Source organism: Alishewanella sp. HL-SH05 (genome assembly GCF_052655985.1).
The window spans coordinates 393,114-411,490 of sequence record NZ_CP199753.1 but is presented as its reverse complement, the minus strand read 5'-3'; the positions used below and the strand labels follow the sequence as shown (position 1 = coordinate 411,490).

General features: G+C 47.2%; 17 protein-coding genes. 6 read left to right on the top strand and 11 right to left on the bottom strand.

Annotation, left to right across the window (positions count from 1 at the left end):
- Position 1 precedes the first annotated feature (1 nt).
- From rsuA to ACUJFL_RS01775, 10 genes are all read right to left on the bottom strand, one after another.
- Positions 2–697, bottom strand: coding sequence for a 16S rRNA pseudouridine(516) synthase RsuA (rsuA, locus tag ACUJFL_RS01820; protein ID WP_445428316.1), 696 nt, complete (start codon positions 695–697; stop codon positions 2–4).
- Positions 698–742: 45 nt separating this feature from the next.
- Positions 743–1,504 carry a 3'(2'),5'-bisphosphate nucleotidase CysQ gene (gene cysQ, locus ACUJFL_RS01815; RefSeq protein WP_445428315.1) on the bottom strand — a complete coding sequence of 254 codons (762 nt, stop codon included), beginning with the start codon at positions 1,502–1,504 and terminating at the stop codon, positions 743–745.
- Positions 1,505–1,579: 75 nt separating this feature from the next.
- Complete coding sequence (gene cysC / locus ACUJFL_RS01810; protein WP_445428314.1) at positions 1,580–2,182, bottom strand: adenylyl-sulfate kinase; 603 nt, start codon at positions 2,180–2,182, stop codon at positions 1,580–1,582.
- A 50-nt stretch (positions 2,183–2,232) separates the two neighbouring features.
- Complete coding sequence (cysG, locus tag ACUJFL_RS01805; RefSeq protein ID WP_445428313.1) at positions 2,233–3,657, bottom strand: siroheme synthase CysG; 1,425 nt, start codon at positions 3,655–3,657, stop codon at positions 2,233–2,235.
- Between the two features lie 291 nt (positions 3,658–3,948).
- Entirely contained in the window at positions 3,949–5,493 is a 1,545-nt protein-coding gene (gene ahpF / locus ACUJFL_RS01800) for an alkyl hydroperoxide reductase subunit F (protein WP_445428312.1), read from the bottom strand.
- 181 nt (positions 5,494–5,674) lie between these two features.
- A complete protein-coding gene (ahpC, locus tag ACUJFL_RS01795; RefSeq protein ID WP_226750538.1) occupies positions 5,675–6,241 on the bottom strand; it encodes an alkyl hydroperoxide reductase subunit C in 567 nt (188 codons plus the stop codon).
- A gap of 304 nt (positions 6,242–6,545) precedes the next feature.
- Positions 6,546–7,232, bottom strand: a complete 687-nt coding sequence (locus tag ACUJFL_RS01790; RefSeq protein WP_445429051.1) for a substrate-binding periplasmic protein — start codon at positions 7,230–7,232, stop codon at positions 6,546–6,548.
- A gap of 147 nt (positions 7,233–7,379) precedes the next feature.
- Entirely contained in the window at positions 7,380–8,129 is a 750-nt protein-coding gene (locus ACUJFL_RS01785; protein WP_226750539.1) for a phosphoadenylyl-sulfate reductase, read from the bottom strand.
- A 12-nt stretch (positions 8,130–8,141) separates the two neighbouring features.
- On the bottom strand, positions 8,142–9,860 hold the full coding sequence (cysI, locus tag ACUJFL_RS01780; RefSeq protein WP_445428311.1) for an assimilatory sulfite reductase (NADPH) hemoprotein subunit: 1,719 nt from the start codon (positions 9,858–9,860) through the stop codon (positions 8,142–8,144).
- The gene (locus ACUJFL_RS01775) at positions 9,860–11,665 is read right to left on the bottom strand and encodes an assimilatory sulfite reductase (NADPH) flavoprotein subunit (RefSeq protein ID WP_445428310.1); all 1,806 of its coding nucleotides are present in this window, start codon (positions 11,663–11,665) and stop codon (positions 9,860–9,862) included. The genes cysI and ACUJFL_RS01775 overlap by 1 nt, the downstream gene beginning before the upstream one ends.
- Positions 11,666–11,951: 286 nt before the next feature.
- Here ACUJFL_RS01775 and ACUJFL_RS01770 point away from each other — a divergent pair, with 286 nt between their 5' ends.
- The 5 genes from ACUJFL_RS01770 to ACUJFL_RS01750 all read left to right on the top strand — a co-directional run bounded on the left by ACUJFL_RS01770 (position 11,952) and on the right by ACUJFL_RS01750 (position 15,882).
- A complete protein-coding gene (locus tag ACUJFL_RS01770; protein ID WP_226750542.1) occupies positions 11,952–12,734 on the top strand; it encodes a DUF2884 family protein in 783 nt (260 codons plus the stop codon).
- A gap of 133 nt (positions 12,735–12,867) precedes the next feature.
- Entirely contained in the window at positions 12,868–13,215 is a 348-nt protein-coding gene (locus tag ACUJFL_RS01765; protein ID WP_226750543.1) for a RidA family protein, read from the top strand.
- Positions 13,216–13,295: 80 nt separating this feature from the next.
- On the top strand, positions 13,296–14,372 hold the full coding sequence (locus tag ACUJFL_RS01760; protein WP_445428309.1) for a M20/M25/M40 family metallo-hydrolase: 1,077 nt from the start codon (positions 13,296–13,298) through the stop codon (positions 14,370–14,372).
- A gap of 94 nt (positions 14,373–14,466) precedes the next feature.
- Positions 14,467–14,919 carry an NfeD family protein gene (locus tag ACUJFL_RS01755; protein WP_226750545.1) on the top strand — a complete coding sequence of 151 codons (453 nt, stop codon included), beginning with the start codon at positions 14,467–14,469 and terminating at the stop codon, positions 14,917–14,919.
- Between the two features lie 33 nt (positions 14,920–14,952).
- Positions 14,953–15,882, top strand: coding sequence for an SPFH domain-containing protein (locus tag ACUJFL_RS01750; RefSeq protein WP_226750546.1), 930 nt, complete (start codon positions 14,953–14,955; stop codon positions 15,880–15,882).
- A 32-nt stretch (positions 15,883–15,914) separates the two neighbouring features.
- Here ACUJFL_RS01750 and ubiK read toward each other — a convergent pair whose 3' ends face one another.
- The gene (gene ubiK / locus ACUJFL_RS01745) at positions 15,915–16,202 is read right to left on the bottom strand and encodes a ubiquinone biosynthesis accessory factor UbiK (RefSeq protein ID WP_226750547.1); all 288 of its coding nucleotides are present in this window, start codon (positions 16,200–16,202) and stop codon (positions 15,915–15,917) included.
- Between the two features lie 143 nt (positions 16,203–16,345).
- On the opposite strand from ubiK, the gene rep reads away from it, so the two are divergent.
- Positions 16,346–18,361 carry a DNA helicase Rep gene (rep, locus tag ACUJFL_RS01740; protein WP_226750548.1) on the top strand — a complete coding sequence of 672 codons (2,016 nt, stop codon included), beginning with the start codon at positions 16,346–16,348 and terminating at the stop codon, positions 18,359–18,361.
- Positions 18,362–18,377: the final 16 nt, after the last annotated feature.

The following is an 18,377-nucleotide window of genomic DNA, read 5'->3' as shown; positions in this document are numbered from 1 at the left end:
ATCAGCTGTTTAACAGGCTCAACTCTTTTTCATCAAGCTCTTTGTATTCACCTACAACTAAATCTATTGGTAATTTCAAACCACCAATTTGCTCGCGATGTAACTGCTCAACTTTATTGCCAAGCGCGGCGAACATGCGTTTTACTTGATGATAACGCCCCTCATGAATGGTCAGCAGGGCTTCGCATTCATCAACAATCACCAACTCTGCGGGTTTAGTGGCGTCTTTTTCGTTGCGCAGCATGATGCCTTCGGCAAATTGCGCGATGGCCTCTGTAGGGATTGGATCGGCAGTCCAGACACGGTAGGTTTTCGGCACATGATGCTTTGGCGCCGTTAATCGATGTGACCACTGCCCGTCGTCGGTTAATAGTAAGAGGCCGGTAGTATCCAGATCCAGCCGCCCTACACTGTGCAGGCGCTCAACAAGTGGCTCGTCGAGTAAGCTAAACACGGTAGGATGTTCCGGATCGTCATTAGCGCAGATGTAACCGGCAGGCTTATGCAACATAAAGTAGCGTAACCCAATCAATTGCAGTGGTTGATCATCCAAGGTTACGCTGTCAGCCGCTAACACTTGGCGCGCGGCTTGTTTTACCACTTCGCCATTAACCGTCACCAGGCCTTGGCGAATATTTTTACCGGCTTGCGAACGCGTCAAACCAGTACAATCACATATAAATTTATCTAAACGCATAAGTCACCTTTATTAGCTGCGCTTAGTGTAACCAAATTTTTGCGGTTAGTCGTTAAGTGCTGACACCATAAAGTGCGGATTCAGTAGGTTTTCACGATGATAGACCTGTGCATCAATGCCGCTAAAACTCACTTTTGCCCCGGCCTCTAGTGCAATAATATGGCCAGCGCCGGTATCCCATTGCATGGTTGGGCCAAAACGGGGATAGACATCAGCACTGCCCTCAGCCACTAAGCAGAACTTGAGTGAGCTGCCCACCGCGACCATTTCATGCTGCGGAAACTGTGCGAGATAACCGGCTAAATCGGGGCTTGGATGACTGCGACTGCCGACCACACGAATAACTTCACCCGGTTTACTCACCTGAATAGGCAGGCTACCACTGGCGTTTTTTACAAAACTGCCGATGCCTTTTGCCGCAGAGTACGTTCTTTCCAGCACAGGCGCATGGATCACGCCAAGCACCGGCTCACCCTGTTCAATCAGCGCAATATTTACGGTAAATTCACCATTACGTTTGATGAACTCTTTAGTGCCATCCAAGGGATCAACCAGCCAATAACGCTGCCACTGCTGGCGAATCTCCCAGCTAATATCGGCGGCTTCTTCAGACAAAATGGGAATATCAGGGGTGAGTGCGGTTAACGCTTGTACAATCAACTGATGCGCTGCCAAATCGGCAGCGGTTAGAGGTGAAGTATCGGCTTTATCGGTGATATTAAAATCACTGCTGTCTTTTTGATATACCGTTAAAATTGCCGCACCGGCTTGTTCGGCGATCTGAATAATGTTCTGTAAAAGTTGCATGGTGAATTCCAGATTAAATAAGGCTGTCATGCCATGAATAAGCTCATTTAGCCGATGAGGCCACGCTAACTCATGTTAAATAATAATGTGCCGGCGTTGTAAAAGCGCCAGCAATTGCTCAACACTTTGCTCAATAGTAAGATCGGCAGTATTAAGCACTAAATCAGCGGCGATAGGCGGCTCATACGGATCAGAGATACCCGTAAAGTGACTAATTTCTCCGGCACGGGCTTTTTTGTATAAGCCTTTGACATCGCGCTGCTCACAAACAGCCAAAGGCGTGGCGATATGCACTTCAATAAATTTACCTGCTGGCACTAAGCTTTTCACTAATTCACGTTGACTGCGATAAGGCGAGATAAAAGCACTTAATACCAATAAACCAGCATCGACCATTAAGCCCGCCACCGCACCGACGCGGCGTAAATTCTCGGTACGATCGGCGGCGCTAAAGCCTAAGTCAGCACACAAACCATGCCGTACATTATCACCATCGAGCAAATAAGTATGGGTACCTCGCGCCAGCAGCGCTTGCTCTAAGGCATTGGCCACCGTCGATTTACCTGAACCACTGAGCCCCGTAAACCAGACTACCGCACTTTGATGACCATTAAGTTCAGCTCGGGTTGTGGCATCCACTTGATAGTCTTGCCATTTAATATGCGCATTATTCGCCATTATTCACTCTCTGTTAGTACGCTTAGGCAGAGTATACCCTGCGCTGGCGGTTACTGCAGTTGGGTTAGCGGTTGTGCAAACACTGCGGCACTGGGCCGCTGCCCAAACCAATGTAACTGCGATTGTAACGCAACCACTTCACCTATAATCAATAACGCCGGCGATACCACCTGATGTTGTTGCACCAAGCTGCCCAGTTCAGCCAGGGTACCGGTGATCACACGCTGCTCGCGCCGAGTACCGTTTTCAACAATGGCTAAGGGTGTGTTGCCATGGCGTCCTGCCGCGATTAATTGGGCTTGAATATCTGCCGCTTTTAAAATACCCATATAAATCACTAAGGTTTGCTGCGAGCGACTCATACTATGCCAGTCGGGCTGATCACCGTCTTTACGGCAGTGGCCAGTAACAAACTGTACGCTTTGTGCATGCTCACGATGGGTTAATGGGATCCCCGCATAAGCGGCACAGCCTGCGGCAGCCGTCACGCCCGGTACCACTTGAAACGGAATAAGGTGCGGCAATAACGCCTCAATTTCTTCGCCGCCACGACCAAAAATAAAGGGGTCGCCGCCTTTTAACCGACACACTTTTTTACCCGCTAAGGCTAGTTCGATCAGTAAGGCATTGGTTTCTTGCTGCGCGACCGAATGCGCCCCCGCTTTTTTACCCACACACAGCCGTTCAGCGTCACGCCTTACCAGTTCTAAAATTTCTGGCGAAACCAGATAGTCATACACAACAACATCGGCTTGTTGCATTAATTGTAGCGCTTTTAAGGTTAATAACTCTGGATCGCCTGGGCCGGCGCCGACAATCCACACTTCGCCTTGCCGCGCAGGCACCTGATCTTGCAGCATCGCATCTAAACGCTGCTCCGCTTGCGCGGGTAAGTTTTGCTCAAGATCGCGCACCACATCAGAATCAAACACTTTTTCCCAAAACTGCCGACGCGCAGCAAAACCTTGAAATTTAGCTTTAACTTTATCGCGAAACCGCCCCACTAACTGTGCTAAAGGCCCTAAATGCTGAGGTAATAAGGTTTCGAGCTTTTCACGTAAACGGCGCGCTAACACTGGCGCAGTACCAAAACTGGAGATCGCAATAATAATCGGGCTACGGTCTATAATCGAAGGGAAAATAAAACTGCATTTAGGCTGATCATCTACCGTATTGGCCAACATATTGCGAGCGGTAGCGGCGGCAAATACAGCAGCATTAACGCTATCGTTATCGGTGGCGGCAATGACTAATAATTTACCGTCCAGCAGCTCTGGAGAAAAATAGCCGGTAATCAGCTCTGCCTTACCTTGCTGCTGCCACTCGATAAATTCTGCGGCAAACTCAGGAGAGATCACCGTCAGCTTGGCACCTGCCGTAAGCAGCGTGCCGGCTTTGCGTAAGGCAACCGAGCCGCCACCGACAATCAGTACCGGTTTATCGGTAAGTTTTACAAACAAAGGCAGATACTGCACAAAGGCTCCTACAGTTAGCGGATACAGGCCATCTTAATGATGAATCATAGCGCTCAGCCTAACTGAACGGAAATAGATATTCGCGCTCTGTTATAACCAAAAGGCATTAAAACGATAGCGGCTTATTAAAATTGCCATACCAAACGGCTGAGCTAAGATCAGCTTACGGCGAGGGTGCAACGCGTGTGGGTGTTGTCGTTTTTAACAACATGACAGCAAAAAAAAGCGGCAACCGAAGTTGCCGCAAGCAGGGATGAGAATAGCAATAACAAAACTCAGTGGAACCAGAACCTACTGGCGAATTAAATAATCAAACGCACCTAAAGCAGCTGTTGCGCCAGCCCCTAAAGCAATAATGATTTGCTTAAACGGCGCTGTGGTGGCATCACCGGCGGCAAACACACCTGGGATAGAAGTTTGACCGCGTTCATCGATAATAATTTCACCGCGTGGTGATAATTCCACTGCACCACGTAACCATTCCGTGTTCGGCACTAATCCGATTTGCACGAAAATACCGGCTAACTCAATATGTTTCGCTTCACCACTTGGACGATCGATGTAACTTAAACCATTTACTCGGTTACCATCACCGGTCACTTCGGTCGTTTGCGCTTCGGTGATAATGGTGATATTGCCCATTGAGTTGGCTTTTTTCACCAATACCGCATCAGCGCGAAGCTCCGCAGCAAATTCCAGTACAGCCACATGTTCAACAATACCGGCTAAGTCGATGGCCGCTTCAATACCCGAGTTGCCACCACCAATCACGGCAACCTTTTTACCCTTAAATAGCGGGCCGTCGCAGTGTGGGCAGTACGCTACGCCTTTACCACGATATTCTTGCTCGCCAGGCACATTCATTTCTCTCCAGCGGGCACCGGGGCTTAGGATAATCGTCTTACTTTTCAGTACCGCGCCGTTCGCCAGTTCTAGCTCAACTTTATCGGTTTTACGTAACTTCACCGCGCGTTGGTTATTCATAATATCAACGTCATACTCACGCACGTGTGCTTCTAAGCCAGCCACCAGTTTTGGGCCCTCAGTATATTTCACCGAGATAAAGTTTTCGATACCCACGGTATCCGCCACCTGACCACCAAAACGCTCTGCGACAATACCGGTATTTAAACCCTTACGTGCAGTATAAATAGACGCTGCAGCACCGGCTGGACCACCACCGACCACGAGCACGTCAAAGTCTGGTTTATTCTTCAACGCTTCAGCTTGACGCTTTTCAGCATTTACATCGATTTTCTGTAAGATTTTCTCTAGGGTAATCGCACCTTGCGAGAATAATTCGCCATTTAAAAATACCGACGGTACAGCCATGACATTTTTAGCCGATACTTCGTCTTGGAACATGGCTCCATCAATCATCACGTTAGTGATATTCGGGTTAATGGCAGACATAATATTTAAGGCCTGCACCACTTCTGGACAGGTTTGGCAGCTTAAGGAGATATAAGTTTCAAACTTAAACTCGCCTGGAATATTTTTGATTTGTTCAATCAAATCGGCTTCAACTTTTATAGGGTGGCCGCCCGAGTGTAATAAGGCCAGTACTAATGAGGTAAACTCATGTCCTAGCGGCACACCAGCAAAAATGATTTGCGTATTTTTCGCAGCAGAGCGAACCAGCATTGACGGCTTGCGGTCAGCTGCGCTGTCATCACGCGACACACTGACTAAATCTGATAATTCAGCAATTTCCGTTGCTAGTTCATTTACCTCAGCTGCCTTGGCGCTATCATCCAAAGATACCACCAGCTCTACCTGAGTTTTCAGGTTCTGCAGATAAGTTTGTAATTGTTGCTTCAGGTTAGTATCTAACATAACTCATAAATCCTTAAAAAATATGGAGATTGCGGCGCAGCAGGGCAAGGGAGAGCGAGGCCAGCGAAGCCGCTGGCCTGACACCAAACTTGAGTTTGGCAGTGTGAGGCTAGATTACAGCCTCACGGGGAGTACTGTATCTAGCGTGTCACACTGCAGTTGCCTGCAGTTTGCATCAAATTTAGATCTTACCAACTAGGTCTAAAGAAGGCGCTAAGGTCTTTTCACCTGGCGTCCACTTAGCTGGGCACACTTCACCGTCATGATCTGCAACGTATTGTGCAGCTTGCACTTTACGGAACAATTCAGCAGCGCTACGGCCGATACCTAAGTCGTGGATTTCACATACTTTGATCACGCCCTCTGGGTTGATCACGAAAGTACCACGTAATGCTAAACCATCTTCTTCAATCATCACGCCGAAGTTGCGTGTGATGGCGCCCGTTGGGTCACCGATCATTGGGTATTGAATTTTCTTGATGGTTTCTGACGCGTCATGCCATGCTTTGTGCGTGAAGTGCGTGTCAGTTGATACTGAGTAAACTTCAACGCCCATTTCTTGGAACTTAGCGTAGAAATCAGCCAAGTCGCCTAATTCAGTTGGGCAAACAAAAGTAAAGTCAGCTGGGTAGAAGCAAACAACAGACCATTTGCCCAGTAAGTCTTGCTCAGTTACCGGTACGAATTTACCTTGATGAAAGGCAGTCGCTTTGAAAGGTTTGATTTTAGTGTTAATTAATGAAGACATTGTCTTGCTCCTTTGGGTTAATAAAAACAGTTTCTTGTTTCAACGCCGACTAGTCTATCTAACTCGACCAGACTTTTAAAACGAATAAAACAAATCATCCTAATCACTTTAATTGATGAAGATGTAGTGCTTCATCCGTTATATATGTTGCACAGCAGCTATCAGGTCAAAAATAATCGCAACCTCAATAGTGCTGAGGTAATTAGGGCGGCTGAACGGAATTTCAATAGCCTATTTTTATCGATACGTAGTGCACCGTCACTCAGCAGTATGGTTTGCGCTGTTTAACGACATTGGTACTTAATTAACGAGAGCTTGGTGAAGGTTTCACCAAAAACTGTTTTGAGAGGGCATCAAATTCACCATTCGCCTTAAGCTGATCAAGCGCTACTTGCAAACGCTCAACCGTGGCGATGGGCATTTGTGGGTGCAAGGCGAGATAATTATTGCCAATCGTAGATAAATCGATTACCGCAGTTACCGCTGATAGGGTTTGTTGATGTTGCTCTAACCAGACCGGTAAAATCAAATCAGAAGCGATCAGTAAGTCGACTTTGCCATGTAAAAATGGCAATACCGCATCAGCTTTACTGTTAAATTGAATTAAATTGACGCCAACTTCAAAACCTTGGCTTAGCAAATATATTTCGTAAACGTCGCCACGGGCAACCGCAACAACATATTTTTTGGCTTCTTCAAGATCCTGAGGTGGTTCATCCCGGCGTGAGGCAAGCCAATACATATTGGCGGAGGCATGCACTAAAGGGCCAACCCACTGAAATTGTTTTTCACGCATAGCATTACGAGCAGTCGAAAATAAGCCGCTATAAGGTGTGCGCTGTGTTGTTTCTAGTGCCCGCAGCCATGGCATTAATTGAAAGTCACACTTTAGTAACGCCACTTCACAAGTGCGCCGCACTAATTCTGTGTTAAGACCTGTCACATGCTGATCTTGTTCAAAGCTATAAGGTGGGAAATGCTCGGTATACATCACCAGCGGCTCCGCCAGACTTTGCTGCGACAGCCAGCTTATACAAAAGATGACAAACCATTTCATAGCAATACGATTATGTTGGTAAAAAGCATACCGTTACTATGGCTGAAATTTCAGCGAAGTGAAAGTGCAACGCTAAAAAACCTAAATACCATCACCATCCATATGCAAACCGCACTCACGGCCAAGGCCGTTAAAGCGCGTGTCTTCTTCGCGCATACCGGGTTCAAACTTAACGGTGGAATGCGTATCACCGACAGAGAGATAACCTTTTTCCCACAACGGGTGATATGGCAAGTGGTGTTCTTTTAAATAATAAAACACGTCTTTATTTGACCAGTCGATAATGGGTTGTACCTTCACTACGCCACGGCTAATTTCAACAATGGCTTTATCGGCACGCGTACTGCTTTGACTGCGGCGCAAGCCGGTAAACCAACAGCCTACTTCGAGTTGTTGCAGCGCACGCTGCATCGGTTCTACCTTATTTAACTGATTGTAGTGTTTTAACCCCTCCGCTGTTTGCCATAACTGACCGAAGCGAGCTTCTTGCCAAGCGGGGCTTAATGTGGCGCGATACACTTTTAAATTCAGTTGTAGGTGCTCTGTCAGCTGATCAATAAATTGATAGGTTTCAGGAAATAAATAACCGGTGTCGGTTAACACTACCGGAATATCCTGCTGCTGACTGCTGACTAAATGCAGCATCACCGCCGCCTGGATCCCAAAACTGGAACTAAGCATCGGATTGAGCGGTAGATTAGCTAACGCCCACTGCACCCGCTGTGCGGCACTCATGGGAGCGAGCAGCGCATTGATCTGTTGCAACCACGCTTGCTGAGTCGCGGCTGATTGCCGCAAAATGGCGTGATAGTCTTGGGCGATAGCATTCATTATTGTTACCTTTTACGCGTGAAAATCCGTTTTTGATACTTTGACTGCTGCGACCACACCAACGCGGATCACAAAATCACCAAAGCACTCACCGCTTTGCCGCTCTTGACTCCAGCGGCCAATCAGTTGATCCAGCGTATCGAGGATCTCGGCTTCAGCGACGTTATCTAATAACAGTTTTGGAATACGCGTACCAATGCGGTTGCCTCCCAGATACAGGTTATATTTACCTGGCGCGCGGCCTACCAGCCCCACTTCGGCCAGCATGGCCCGACCACAGCCATTCGGACAGCCGGTTACCCGCAAGACAATATGATCGTCGCTGATTTGATGCTTAGTTAATAAGCCCTCGACCTTAGTCACTAATTCAGGTAAGTAGCGCTCGGCCTCTGCCATGGCTAACGGGCAGGTTGGAAAAGACACACACGCCATGGAGTTTTTGCGCTGCTCACTGTGGTTATCGTCAATTAAACCGTGCTCACGGGCTAACTGCTCAATTTGCGCTTTTTGACTGGCCGGCACCCCTGCAACAATTAAGTTTTGATTGGCAGTCATCCGAAAATCGCCTTGGTGGATCTGGGCAATTTTGGCTAAACCGGTTTTTAACGGTTTGTTTGGAAAATCTAAGATCCGGCCATTTTCAATAAACAGGGTTAAGTGATGTTGACCATCTATGCCTTCTACCCAACCGAAACGATCACCGCGCGTGGTAAATTGATAAGGCCTTATCGGCGCAAAACTGACACCTACACGCTGCTCTACTTCAGCGCGGAAGTTATCTAAGCCGATGCGGTCAATGGTGTACTTGGTTTTGGCCGTTTTGCGGTTCACCCGATCACCATAATCACGCTGCACCGTAACCACATGCTCGGCCACTTTTAATACGTGATCAAGGCCAATAAAACCCAGCTCTTCTGCTTGGCGTGGATAGGTTGCCGTGTCACCAAAGGTCATGGCTAAACCACCGCCAACCAGCACGTTAAAACCAATTAATTTGCCCTGCTCGGCAATGGCCACAAAGTTAAGATCATTGGCGTGTAAATCCACGTCGTTATGCGGTGGGATCACAACGGTGGTTTTAAATTTACGCGGTAAATAATGTTCACCTAACACCGGCTCGGTTTCAGTAGTTTCGACTTTTTCTTCATCTAACCAAATTTCGGCATACGCGCGAGTTTTCGGGAGTAAATGCTCACTGATCTGCACCGCCCATTGATAGGCCTGTTGATGTAGCTCACTTTCTACCGGATTAGAGGTACACAGCACGTTACGGTTTACATCGCCGGCCGTGGCAATGGAATCAATACCGATACTGCTTAAAAATTGGTGCATCGGTTTCACGTGTGGCTTTAATACACCATGAAATTGAAAGGTTTGCCGAGTGGTTAAACGAATACTGCCGTACAGCGTTTTATCCGCTGCAAACTTATCGATGGCCAGCCACTGCGTTGGCGTAATAATGCCACCTGGCATGCGCGCACGCAGCATCACATTGTGCAACGGTTCTAATTTTTGTGCCGCGCGTTCAGCGCGTATATCGCGGTCATCCTGCTGATACATGCCATGAAAACGGATCAGCATAAAGTTATCGCCGGTAAAACCGCCGGTGATTTCATCTTTTAAGTCAGTGGTAATGGTGCCGCGTAAATGCTCACTTTCGGCTTTTAAGCGTTCGTTGTCAGACAGCTTACCCTGGGCGACAAATTCTGGCTTGATTGGATATTGGCTCATTAATACACATCCTTCTGATAACGCTTAGCAACCCGTAATTGGTCTAAATAGTGTTGGGCCGCTTTTTCATCTTTGCCGCCCTGTTGCTGAATGATGCTCAGCAAAGCTTGGTGTACGTCTTTCGCCATGCGATTGCCATCACCACAAATATACAGATGCGCCCCCTGCTCTAACCACTGCCATACTGTCGCAGCTTGCTGCATTAACTTATGTTGTACATAAATTTTTTCAGCCGTATCGCGGCTAAAGGCCACGTCTAATTTATTTAGCAAACCTTGTTTCAAATAGTTTTGCAGTTCAACCTGATAGAGAAAATCTTGGGTAAAATGCGGATTACCAAAGAACAACCAGTTTTTACCGCTGGCACCGCGGGCATCTCGCTCTTGTAAAAAGGCGCGAAACGGCGCTATACCGGTACCGGGGCCAATCATGATGATCGGGGTGTCGTCATTTTCGGGTAAGCGGAAATTGTTGTTTTGCTCTACAAATACCTTAATCTGCTCACCTTCCGCTAGGCGCTCAGCCAAAAAGCCTGATGCGCCACCGAGATGCAGCAGGTTAAAGGCGTTATAACGCACCACTCCCACCGTAAGATGTACTTCGTATTCCACTTCAGCTTGAGACGAGGCAATCGAATACAAACGTGGCTGCTGCTTACGTAACGCATCCACTAATTGCTGGGCATTTAATAAACCTGGGTAATCACGCACGATGTCGATAATTTGCCGATCGGCTAAATACTGTCGCAACGCCACTTTGTCAGCCGCCAAGGTTTGTAATTCGGCATGGCCAATGGCGGTGGCATAACGGCTAACAAACCCCGGATACGATTGCGTTAGCTCTAGATGCTCAATCAAGGCCTCGGCTATCGGTAGCTGCAGCTCGGCTAACTGCACCGGCGTATTACTGGCAATGCCGGTGAGTAATAACAACTCGCGCACTAACAGCGGATCATTACGGAAATAGACCCCTAAGGCATCACCCGGTTGATAAGTTAAACCTGAACCGGCTAAAGAAATTTCGATATGCCGCACATCTTTAGTCGAGTCTCGACCCGTGATTTTTTGGTTGGTATACAATTCCGCACTAAAGGGTTGCTGCTTGTTATAGCTACTGACTGCCGCTGGCGCAGCTACACTCGTCAAATCCACCGCTACCGCACTGCTTACCTGAGCCAATTCAGGCTCCAGTGCTTTTATCAGCTGCTGTTGCCATTGCGCGGCTTGCTCAGCGTAATCGACATCTAAATCGGCACGGGCAATCAGCGCTTTTGCACCTAATGCCGCGAAACGCTCATCAAAATCTTGCGCCGTTTTACAAAAGAATTCATAGCTGGTATCGCCTAAGCCTAATACGGCATAACGCAATTCAGGCAGCGCAGGCGCTTTCTTGCTAAAGAGAAAATTATAAAAACTGATGGCATTTTCGGGCGGTTCGCCCTCACCATAAGTTGAGGTGACCATCACCAACAAGCGTTCATTTTTCAAGCTGGTATTTTTATACTCGGCCAAGTCTTGTACTTTTACCGCGAACCCCTTGGCCGTTGCTGCGGCTGCAATATCCTCCGCAACATGTTTGGCATTACCCGTTTGCGAGCCAAACAACACCGTTAAGCTTGGCGCGGCAGCAATGGGGGCGGCGCTGGGTGCGGCTAACGTCTGCCCCGCTAACTGGGCACTGGCCGCTAAATAACCACTCACCCAAGCTTGTTGGATCGGATTCAATTTCACCAGCAAAGCTTGCAACTCAATAATTTGCTGCTCAGACAACGGGCTAGCTTGGGCAACAAGAGACGATAAAAGCATAAAATATCCTGCAAAAAATCTAGATGATTATTTTAGCCAGCTAAATTCATTCAGGTAAAAGAATGGATCTCTCTTCTTTATGCCAATTAGTAATTAAAAACCACTCATGCTGACCAAAACCCCTTGAAACAATGTGGTCTAATTCGCCAAAAAATAGTATTTCATGCCAACACTAAGCAGTCACAACTGCCACCTTAAAAATTAAAGCTATTAAATTCAATAATGTGCAGTTGGCATTGGCTTTGCAAACTACTCAGCGTGATTGAAATACAACCAAGGACTGATCATGAGAACCTTATTACTTATTTGCTGTGTCTTTTTTGTTGGGCAACTCAGTGCAGCAGAAAACTGTCATTTAACGTTAAAGCATGATTTACGCATTACAGCGCAAGATGTCAGCCTGCAAGCTGAAGAGCAGCCGCTGTGGCGTATTTCAAACTCAGGCCAATTGTGGCTTGCCGAGCAATTACACCCTACCGATGCCAGTACTGCGGCGCTATTACAGCAATACCAGCAAAGTGTTCGCCAGCAAGCTTTCAGTACGCTGAATTTAGTTAACAACGCTTTGCAGTTAGCCACCACCGCCTTAGAGCAAACGTTTGCAGGGTTAACTGGCCAATCAGACATGGAACAAAGCGCACTGCAACCGGCTTTTGCACACCTTCGCCAAAGCTTAGACTTAGTGGTAAGACAACAAGGCGATACCTTGCTATTGAATGGCAGCAAGCTAGAGCAACTAGACCAAGCCTTTGGGCCAGAGTTTGATGCGGCCATGGAAGATATGGTGCAGCAACTGATGGGCAATATGTTGATGCATGTTGGCAAGAGCATGTTAAGTGGTAGTGGCTCATTTGAAGAACGTATGAATGCTTTTGGCGAGCGTATGGAAACCATGGGTGAGCAACTCGAGCAAAACATGCAAGGCAAAGCCCTAGTGCTAGAAGAGCAAGCCGCAACCTTGTGTGCTGAGCTTGAACAGTTACAGCAATTAGAGCGCCAATTACAGCAACAGTTACCGGCAATGCAGCCCTTTACGTTGGTGACATTGCATAACACAAAAGCAGAATAACCCCCATCCTAACCGCGAGCTTGGCGTACGCAACTCTGTTTCCGTACGCCCTTTTTGCCATCCCGCACAATAGCCTGCATAATTCAGCTTTAATAAGCAGCAATGCCTGCTGCACTATTTTTTTGGAGTGATTATGAGCATACAACGTATTGATCCTGCTAGTCGTTATTCTGAAGCGGTAATTGTGAATGGTTTAGTGTTTTGTGCTGGCATGGTGCCTGACACCGACAGTAATGATATTACGCTGCAAACCCAAAACGTATTAAGCCAAGTTGATGCCTTGTTAGCGCGCTGTCAAAGCAGCAAGGATAAACTGGTTGATACCACTATTTATTTAACTGACTTTGCGGATTATGCGGCAATGAATGCAGTATGGGAGCAATGGCTCAGCCCAGGCTGTGCACCAGCACGGGCAACGGTAGCGGCAAAATTAGCGGATCCGCATTGGAAAATAGAAATTAAAATCACCGCTGCACAATAATCTGAAGTTAACCGCTGAGCAGCAGGCTTGTTGCACTCAGCAAACTGCGCTGCTGTAATGTATTAAGGATCGATTGACACATGGCTGTAAAGACGTTGCTAAACAAAAAACGACTGTGGTTGCCCGCTATTTTCATCTTGTTCGGCTGGGCATTGTATCAATGGGCTTGGCCCTTTTGGCTTAATCAACTCACAGAACGCGAAGCCGAACGGATCCGTGTTATCACACCGACCTTTGTCGCTGAACCCACTTTAAACAGTTTAGATCCCGATCGTTTACTGGCCGACGTAAGCTGGTTAGCCGCTGCTGAGCGTCAGGGTCGAGCACCGGGTACACCAGGTGGTATTGCTGCCCGCTTATGGATTGCCGAGCAATTTGCCGAAATCGGCTTAACCGCCGCTGGAACCGACGGTTATTTGCACCCTTACAGCGTGGCAGAACATTTTTCTTGGCGTCGTTGGCTGCGTGGTGCGTCTTCCACTATCCCCGGCGTAGATAATGCGGCAAATGTTATCGGTTTATTACCCGGCACCGAAGCTAACCTTAAGCCACTGGTGATCACCGCACATTATGATCACTTAGGTATGCACGGCGACGATATTTACTTTGGCGCCGATGACAATGCCTCGGGTGTAGCCGCCATGCTTGAGCTGGCACGCTATTTAACGGCTCATCCTTTGCGTCATCCGGTGTTGTTTATTGCGTTAGACAGTGAAGAAAAAGGCTTACAAGGTGCGGTGGCGCTGTTCCGAACCGGCTTGTTACAACCTGCCGATCTGGCCTTTAACATTAATATTGATATGTTAAGCCGTGATACCCACCAATTATTGTATGCCGTTGGCACTTATCATCACCCTTGGCTATTACCGCTAGTTGAACAGTTACAAACTCGCAGCGCAGTGAAATTACTGCCCGCCCATGATCGCCCTTGGTATCTGGCTGGTAACACGGCAGATTGGACCCTTAGCTCTGATCACGGCGTGTTTCATCAGCAACAGGTGCCGTTTATGTACTTTGGGGTAGCTGACCATCCCGATTACCACAGCCCGCGCGACACCGCCGACAAAGTAGATTTGGCGTTTTATCATCAAGTCGTTGAAACCGTGCTGCATTTTTTATTAATCCTTGATCAACAATTAGCAGTGCAAATCGAGTAAATACTTGCTAATAATAAAATGTAAATATACAGTTACTACAACGTTTTCGGGCAGCCATGTCATTACGTAATGGCCGTAAAAATAGGAGGAAAAAATGAGTACAGCAATGATTTGGATCATTATTGGTGTGGTACTGATTTTAACAGAGTTAATGGCAACCAGCATTGTGGCGGTATTCCTCGGCTTAGCCGCTATCGTCGTCGGTATTTTATTGCACTTTGGGCTCATTGAATCAGCCAGCATGCAATACAGCGTGTTTGGTCTGGTCAGCCTGCTGTTGCTCTTCACCGCACGAGGCCGCTTTAAAAGCTGGTTTGTCGGCTTTACCGCTGATAGTGAGACGCAACCCAGCTCGCTGAGCCAAGATATCGGCGATCGCGTTACGGTTTTATTGGATTTTCAACAAGGCCAAGGTCGTGTGGTGTTAAATGGCGTGCAATGGGATGCGCATTCTAACGACATATTAAAAGCCGGGGATGTGGCTTGGGTAATTGCCAATAAAGGCATCCACCTCGAAGTCGCGGCCAATAAGCCACAATCGTCTTAACTTTACAGCACGTATTAATTGTAGGAGAGTGTTATGGAACAACTGGATATTCAAACGGTATTAACCCTAGGCTTTGCTGTCGCGGTGGTGATTACCATCCTTAAATCAGCACGGGTTGTGCCACAGCGTAGTAACGTTGTAGTAGAGCGTTTAGGTAAATACTCACGCACACTAGACTCGGGCTTTCATATTTTGATCCCCTTTATCGATAAAGTTGCTTACACCCACACGTTAAAAGAAGAAGTGATCGATGTTCCTCGTCAAACCTGCGTGACCAAAGATAACATTCAGGTCGGCATCGACGGTATCTTGTACATTCAGGTTATCGACCCGCACAAAGCCAGTTATGGTATTAACAATTATCGCTATGCTGCGTCACAATTAGCGCAAACCACCATGCGCTCTGTGATCGGCCAAACCGACCTAGATAAAACCTTTGAAGAGCGTGCCAAAATTAACGAAGAAGTAGTACGTGCCCTGGATGATGCCGCAGCACCTTGGGGTGTTAAAGTGTTGCGTTATGAAATAGCCGATATTGAATTGCCAGTCAGCATTAAAGACGCGCTAGAGCAACAAATGCGCGCCGAGCGTGAACGCCGTGCTGCAATTGCCAAGTCTGAAGGTGAACGCCAAGCGATGATTAACGTGTCTGAAGGTCAAAAGCAGGAAGTGATCAACCTGTCGGAAGCCGATAAAACTCGACAAATCAACGAGGCCGAAGGTCGAGCAAAAGAAATTGAATTAATCGCTATTGCTACCGCTGAGGGTATTCGACAAATTGCTGAAGCCATCAATCAACCGGGTGGTCAAAACGCGGTAAATTTACGCGTGGCCGAGCAGTATGTAAAAGAGTTCGGCAACCTGGCTAAAACCAACAACAGCATGATCGTGCCGGTAGAACTGGCGAACATTGGTGGTGCAGTGGCGGGTTTAACTGAAATTTTAAAAACCGTCCAAAAATAACCATGGCGGGCAGTGAACTGCCCGCTCATCATTTATTCCTGATCAGAACTGGGTAAGGCGTTTTTACTGAAATCTTGGGTTTTCTCAGCTAATAACGCGGCCAGTTGCTGTTCCATAGCTTCCACTTTTTCGCGCGTTCGCAACAGCACTTGACGCTGCACATCAAATTCTTCGCGGCTAACAAAGTCTAACTCTGACAGCTTTGCCTGCAGCACTTGCTTAACTTTGCCTTCTAATTCATCGGCAAACTGTTTTAATTGTGGCGGGATAATACTGCCAATTTGTCGTGCAATATCTTCAACTTTTTTCGGATCTAACATCAGGTTCTCCGTTACGCTAAGCAGCCATGGTTCAGGCTGCACTGTGATAGTATCTAACCATTCTACGGTCTTCTGACCAGAACGCGAATGAAATTTACCGCAAAAATTGGTTACAATGCAGCTCCTCAGTTCAGGCAAACACTATGAAGTTAAATCCACAGCAAGACGCAGCAGTAAAATTTATCTCCGGGCCCTGCTTAGTATTAGCCGGTGCGGGTAGTGGTAAAACACGCGTAATTATTAATAAAATAGCCTATCTGATCCAGCAGTGCGAATTACCCGCTCGTCATATTGCCGCCGTGACCTTTACCAATAAGGCCGCACGAGAAATGCGTGAACGAATTAACACCCAATTGCCGAAAAGCGCTACCCGTGGCCTAACTATTTCCACTTTTCACACCCTTGGCTTAGATATTATTAAAAAAGAATATCGACAGCTGGGTTATAAAGCTAATTTCAGCCTGTTTGATGATCAAGACAGCTTTGCGCTACTCAAAGAGTTAACCGCCAACGAATACAATGGCGATAAAGAGCAGATTAAAGCGCTGCAAAGCAAAATTTCTAACTGGAAAAACGACTTAACCTTACCTGCGTTGGCTGTGCAACAAGCGCAAGATGCCGCGAGTATCAGTTTAGCCAATTATTATCAGCAATACAGCACCATGCTCAAGGCCTGTAATGCCTGTGATTTCGATGATTTAATTATGCTGCCAACCTTGCTGTTTCAACACGATGTAGCAACACGTGAGCGCTGGCAACAGAAAATTCGCTATCTGTTAGTAGATGAATATCAAGATACCAATACCAGCCAATATGAGTTAGTCCGCTGGTTAGTGGGCGAGCGTCGCCGCTTTACCGTGGTCGGTGATGATGACCAGTCTATTTATTCTTGGCGCGGTGCGCGGCCGCAAAACTTGGTGTTATTGAAAAAAGACTTTCCTGAATTAAACGTGATCAAACTTGAGCAAAACTACCGCTCAGCAGAACGCATTTTAAAAGCGGCTAATATCTTAATTGCCAATAACCCGCACGAGTTTGAGAAAAAACTGTTTAGCGTGAATGGCTATGGTGTGCCACTAAAAGTCTTACCTTGTAAGCATGAAGAAGACGAAGCCGAAAAAGTGATTGCCGAAATTATCTCGCATCGCTTTACCCATCGCAGCCATTATCGCGACTATGCGCTGCTGTACCGTGGCAATCATCAAGCACGCGTGTTTGAAAAAGCGCTAATGACCAACCGTATTCCCTATCGAATTTCCGGTGGTACGTCTTTTTTCTCACGCAGTGAAATTAAAGATGTAATGGCCTATCTGCGTTTGTTAGTGAATCAAGATGATGATAATGCCTTGCTGCGGATCATCAATGTGCCGCGCCGCGAAATTGGCCATGCCACCTTGGAGAAAATTGGTAACCTAGCCAATCAAGAACACATCAGTTTATTTGCAGCGTGCTGCCACCCGGGGCTAAGTCATACTTTACCGGTACGCAGTTTTCAGGCCGTGAAACAATTTGCCGATTGGATTAATCAATTAGCCGATAATGCCGTGCGAGCAGAGCCTGCCGAAGCCATCCGTGATTTGATCCGGCAAAGTCACTATGAAGCCTGGTTGTTTGAAAGCAGTAACAGCCCTAAAGCAGCTGAAATGGCCTTGAAAAACGTCAATGAACTGTACCGCTGGATTGTCGAAATGCTCAACGGCAAAGATGATGAACCGCCGATGCCCTTGAGTGAAGTCGTTAGCAAATTATGTTTACGCGACATGCTTGAACGGCAAGAACAAGAAGATAACGCCGATCAGGTGCAATTACTGACGTTGCACGCTTCGAAAGGCTTAGAGTTCCCTTATGTGTTTATGGTGGGCATGGAAGAAGGCATTTTGCCGCATCAAAGCTGTATTGATGAAGATAATGTCGAAGAAGAACGCCGTTTAGCCTATGTGGGTATCACTCGGGCACAGCGCGAGCTCATTTTTACTTATGCGCGAGAGCGTCGGCAATATGGAGAAGTGGTTCGGCCAGAACCCAGCCGCTTTTTAACCGAGTTACCACAAGACGATTTGGAATGGCAACAGCCTAATCAACCTAAAACTGCAGAGCAACGCCAGCAAACTGCGGCATCGAATATCGCACGTTTGCGGCAAATGCTGAATAAAGATTAGCCTTATAAACACACCG

What these genes read in the sequence shown, in the direction of transcription:
- rsuA (WP_445428316.1), bottom strand. Translation starts at nt 697, where the DNA reads ATGCGTTTAGATAAATTTATATGTGATTGTACTGGTTTGACGCGTTCG.
- cysQ (WP_445428315.1), bottom strand. Translation starts at nt 1,504, where the DNA reads ATGCAACTTTTACAGAACATTATTCAGATCGCCGAACAAGCCGGTGCG.
- cysC (WP_445428314.1), bottom strand. Translation starts at nt 2,182, where the DNA reads ATGGCGAATAATGCGCATATTAAATGGCAAGACTATCAAGTGGATGCC.
- ahpF (WP_445428312.1), bottom strand. Translation starts at nt 5,493, where the DNA reads ATGTTAGATACTAACCTGAAGCAACAATTACAAACTTATCTGCAGAAC.
- ahpC (WP_226750538.1), bottom strand. Translation starts at nt 6,241, where the DNA reads ATGTCTTCATTAATTAACACTAAAATCAAACCTTTCAAAGCGACTGCC.
- ACUJFL_RS01790 (WP_445429051.1), bottom strand. Translation starts at nt 7,232, where the DNA reads ATGTATACCGAGCATTTCCCACCTTATAGCTTTGAACAAGATCAGCAT.
- ACUJFL_RS01785 (WP_226750539.1), bottom strand. Translation starts at nt 8,129, where the DNA reads ATGAATGCTATCGCCCAAGACTATCACGCCATTTTGCGGCAATCAGCC.
- cysI (WP_445428311.1), bottom strand. Translation starts at nt 9,860, where the DNA reads ATGAGCCAATATCCAATCAAGCCAGAATTTGTCGCCCAGGGTAAGCTG.
- ACUJFL_RS01775 (WP_445428310.1), bottom strand. Translation starts at nt 11,665, where the DNA reads ATGCTTTTATCGTCTCTTGTTGCCCAAGCTAGCCCGTTGTCTGAGCAG.
- ACUJFL_RS01770 (WP_226750542.1), top strand. Translation starts at nt 11,952, where the DNA reads ATGAGAACCTTATTACTTATTTGCTGTGTCTTTTTTGTTGGGCAACTC.
- ACUJFL_RS01765 (WP_226750543.1), top strand. Translation starts at nt 12,868, where the DNA reads ATGAGCATACAACGTATTGATCCTGCTAGTCGTTATTCTGAAGCGGTA.
- ACUJFL_RS01760 (WP_445428309.1), top strand. Translation starts at nt 13,296, where the DNA reads ATGGCTGTAAAGACGTTGCTAAACAAAAAACGACTGTGGTTGCCCGCT.
- ACUJFL_RS01755 (WP_226750545.1), top strand. Translation starts at nt 14,467, where the DNA reads ATGAGTACAGCAATGATTTGGATCATTATTGGTGTGGTACTGATTTTA.
- ACUJFL_RS01750 (WP_226750546.1), top strand. Translation starts at nt 14,953, where the DNA reads ATGGAACAACTGGATATTCAAACGGTATTAACCCTAGGCTTTGCTGTC.
- ubiK (WP_226750547.1), bottom strand. Translation starts at nt 16,202, where the DNA reads ATGTTAGATCCGAAAAAAGTTGAAGATATTGCACGACAAATTGGCAGT.
- rep (WP_226750548.1), top strand. Translation starts at nt 16,346, where the DNA reads ATGAAGTTAAATCCACAGCAAGACGCAGCAGTAAAATTTATCTCCGGG.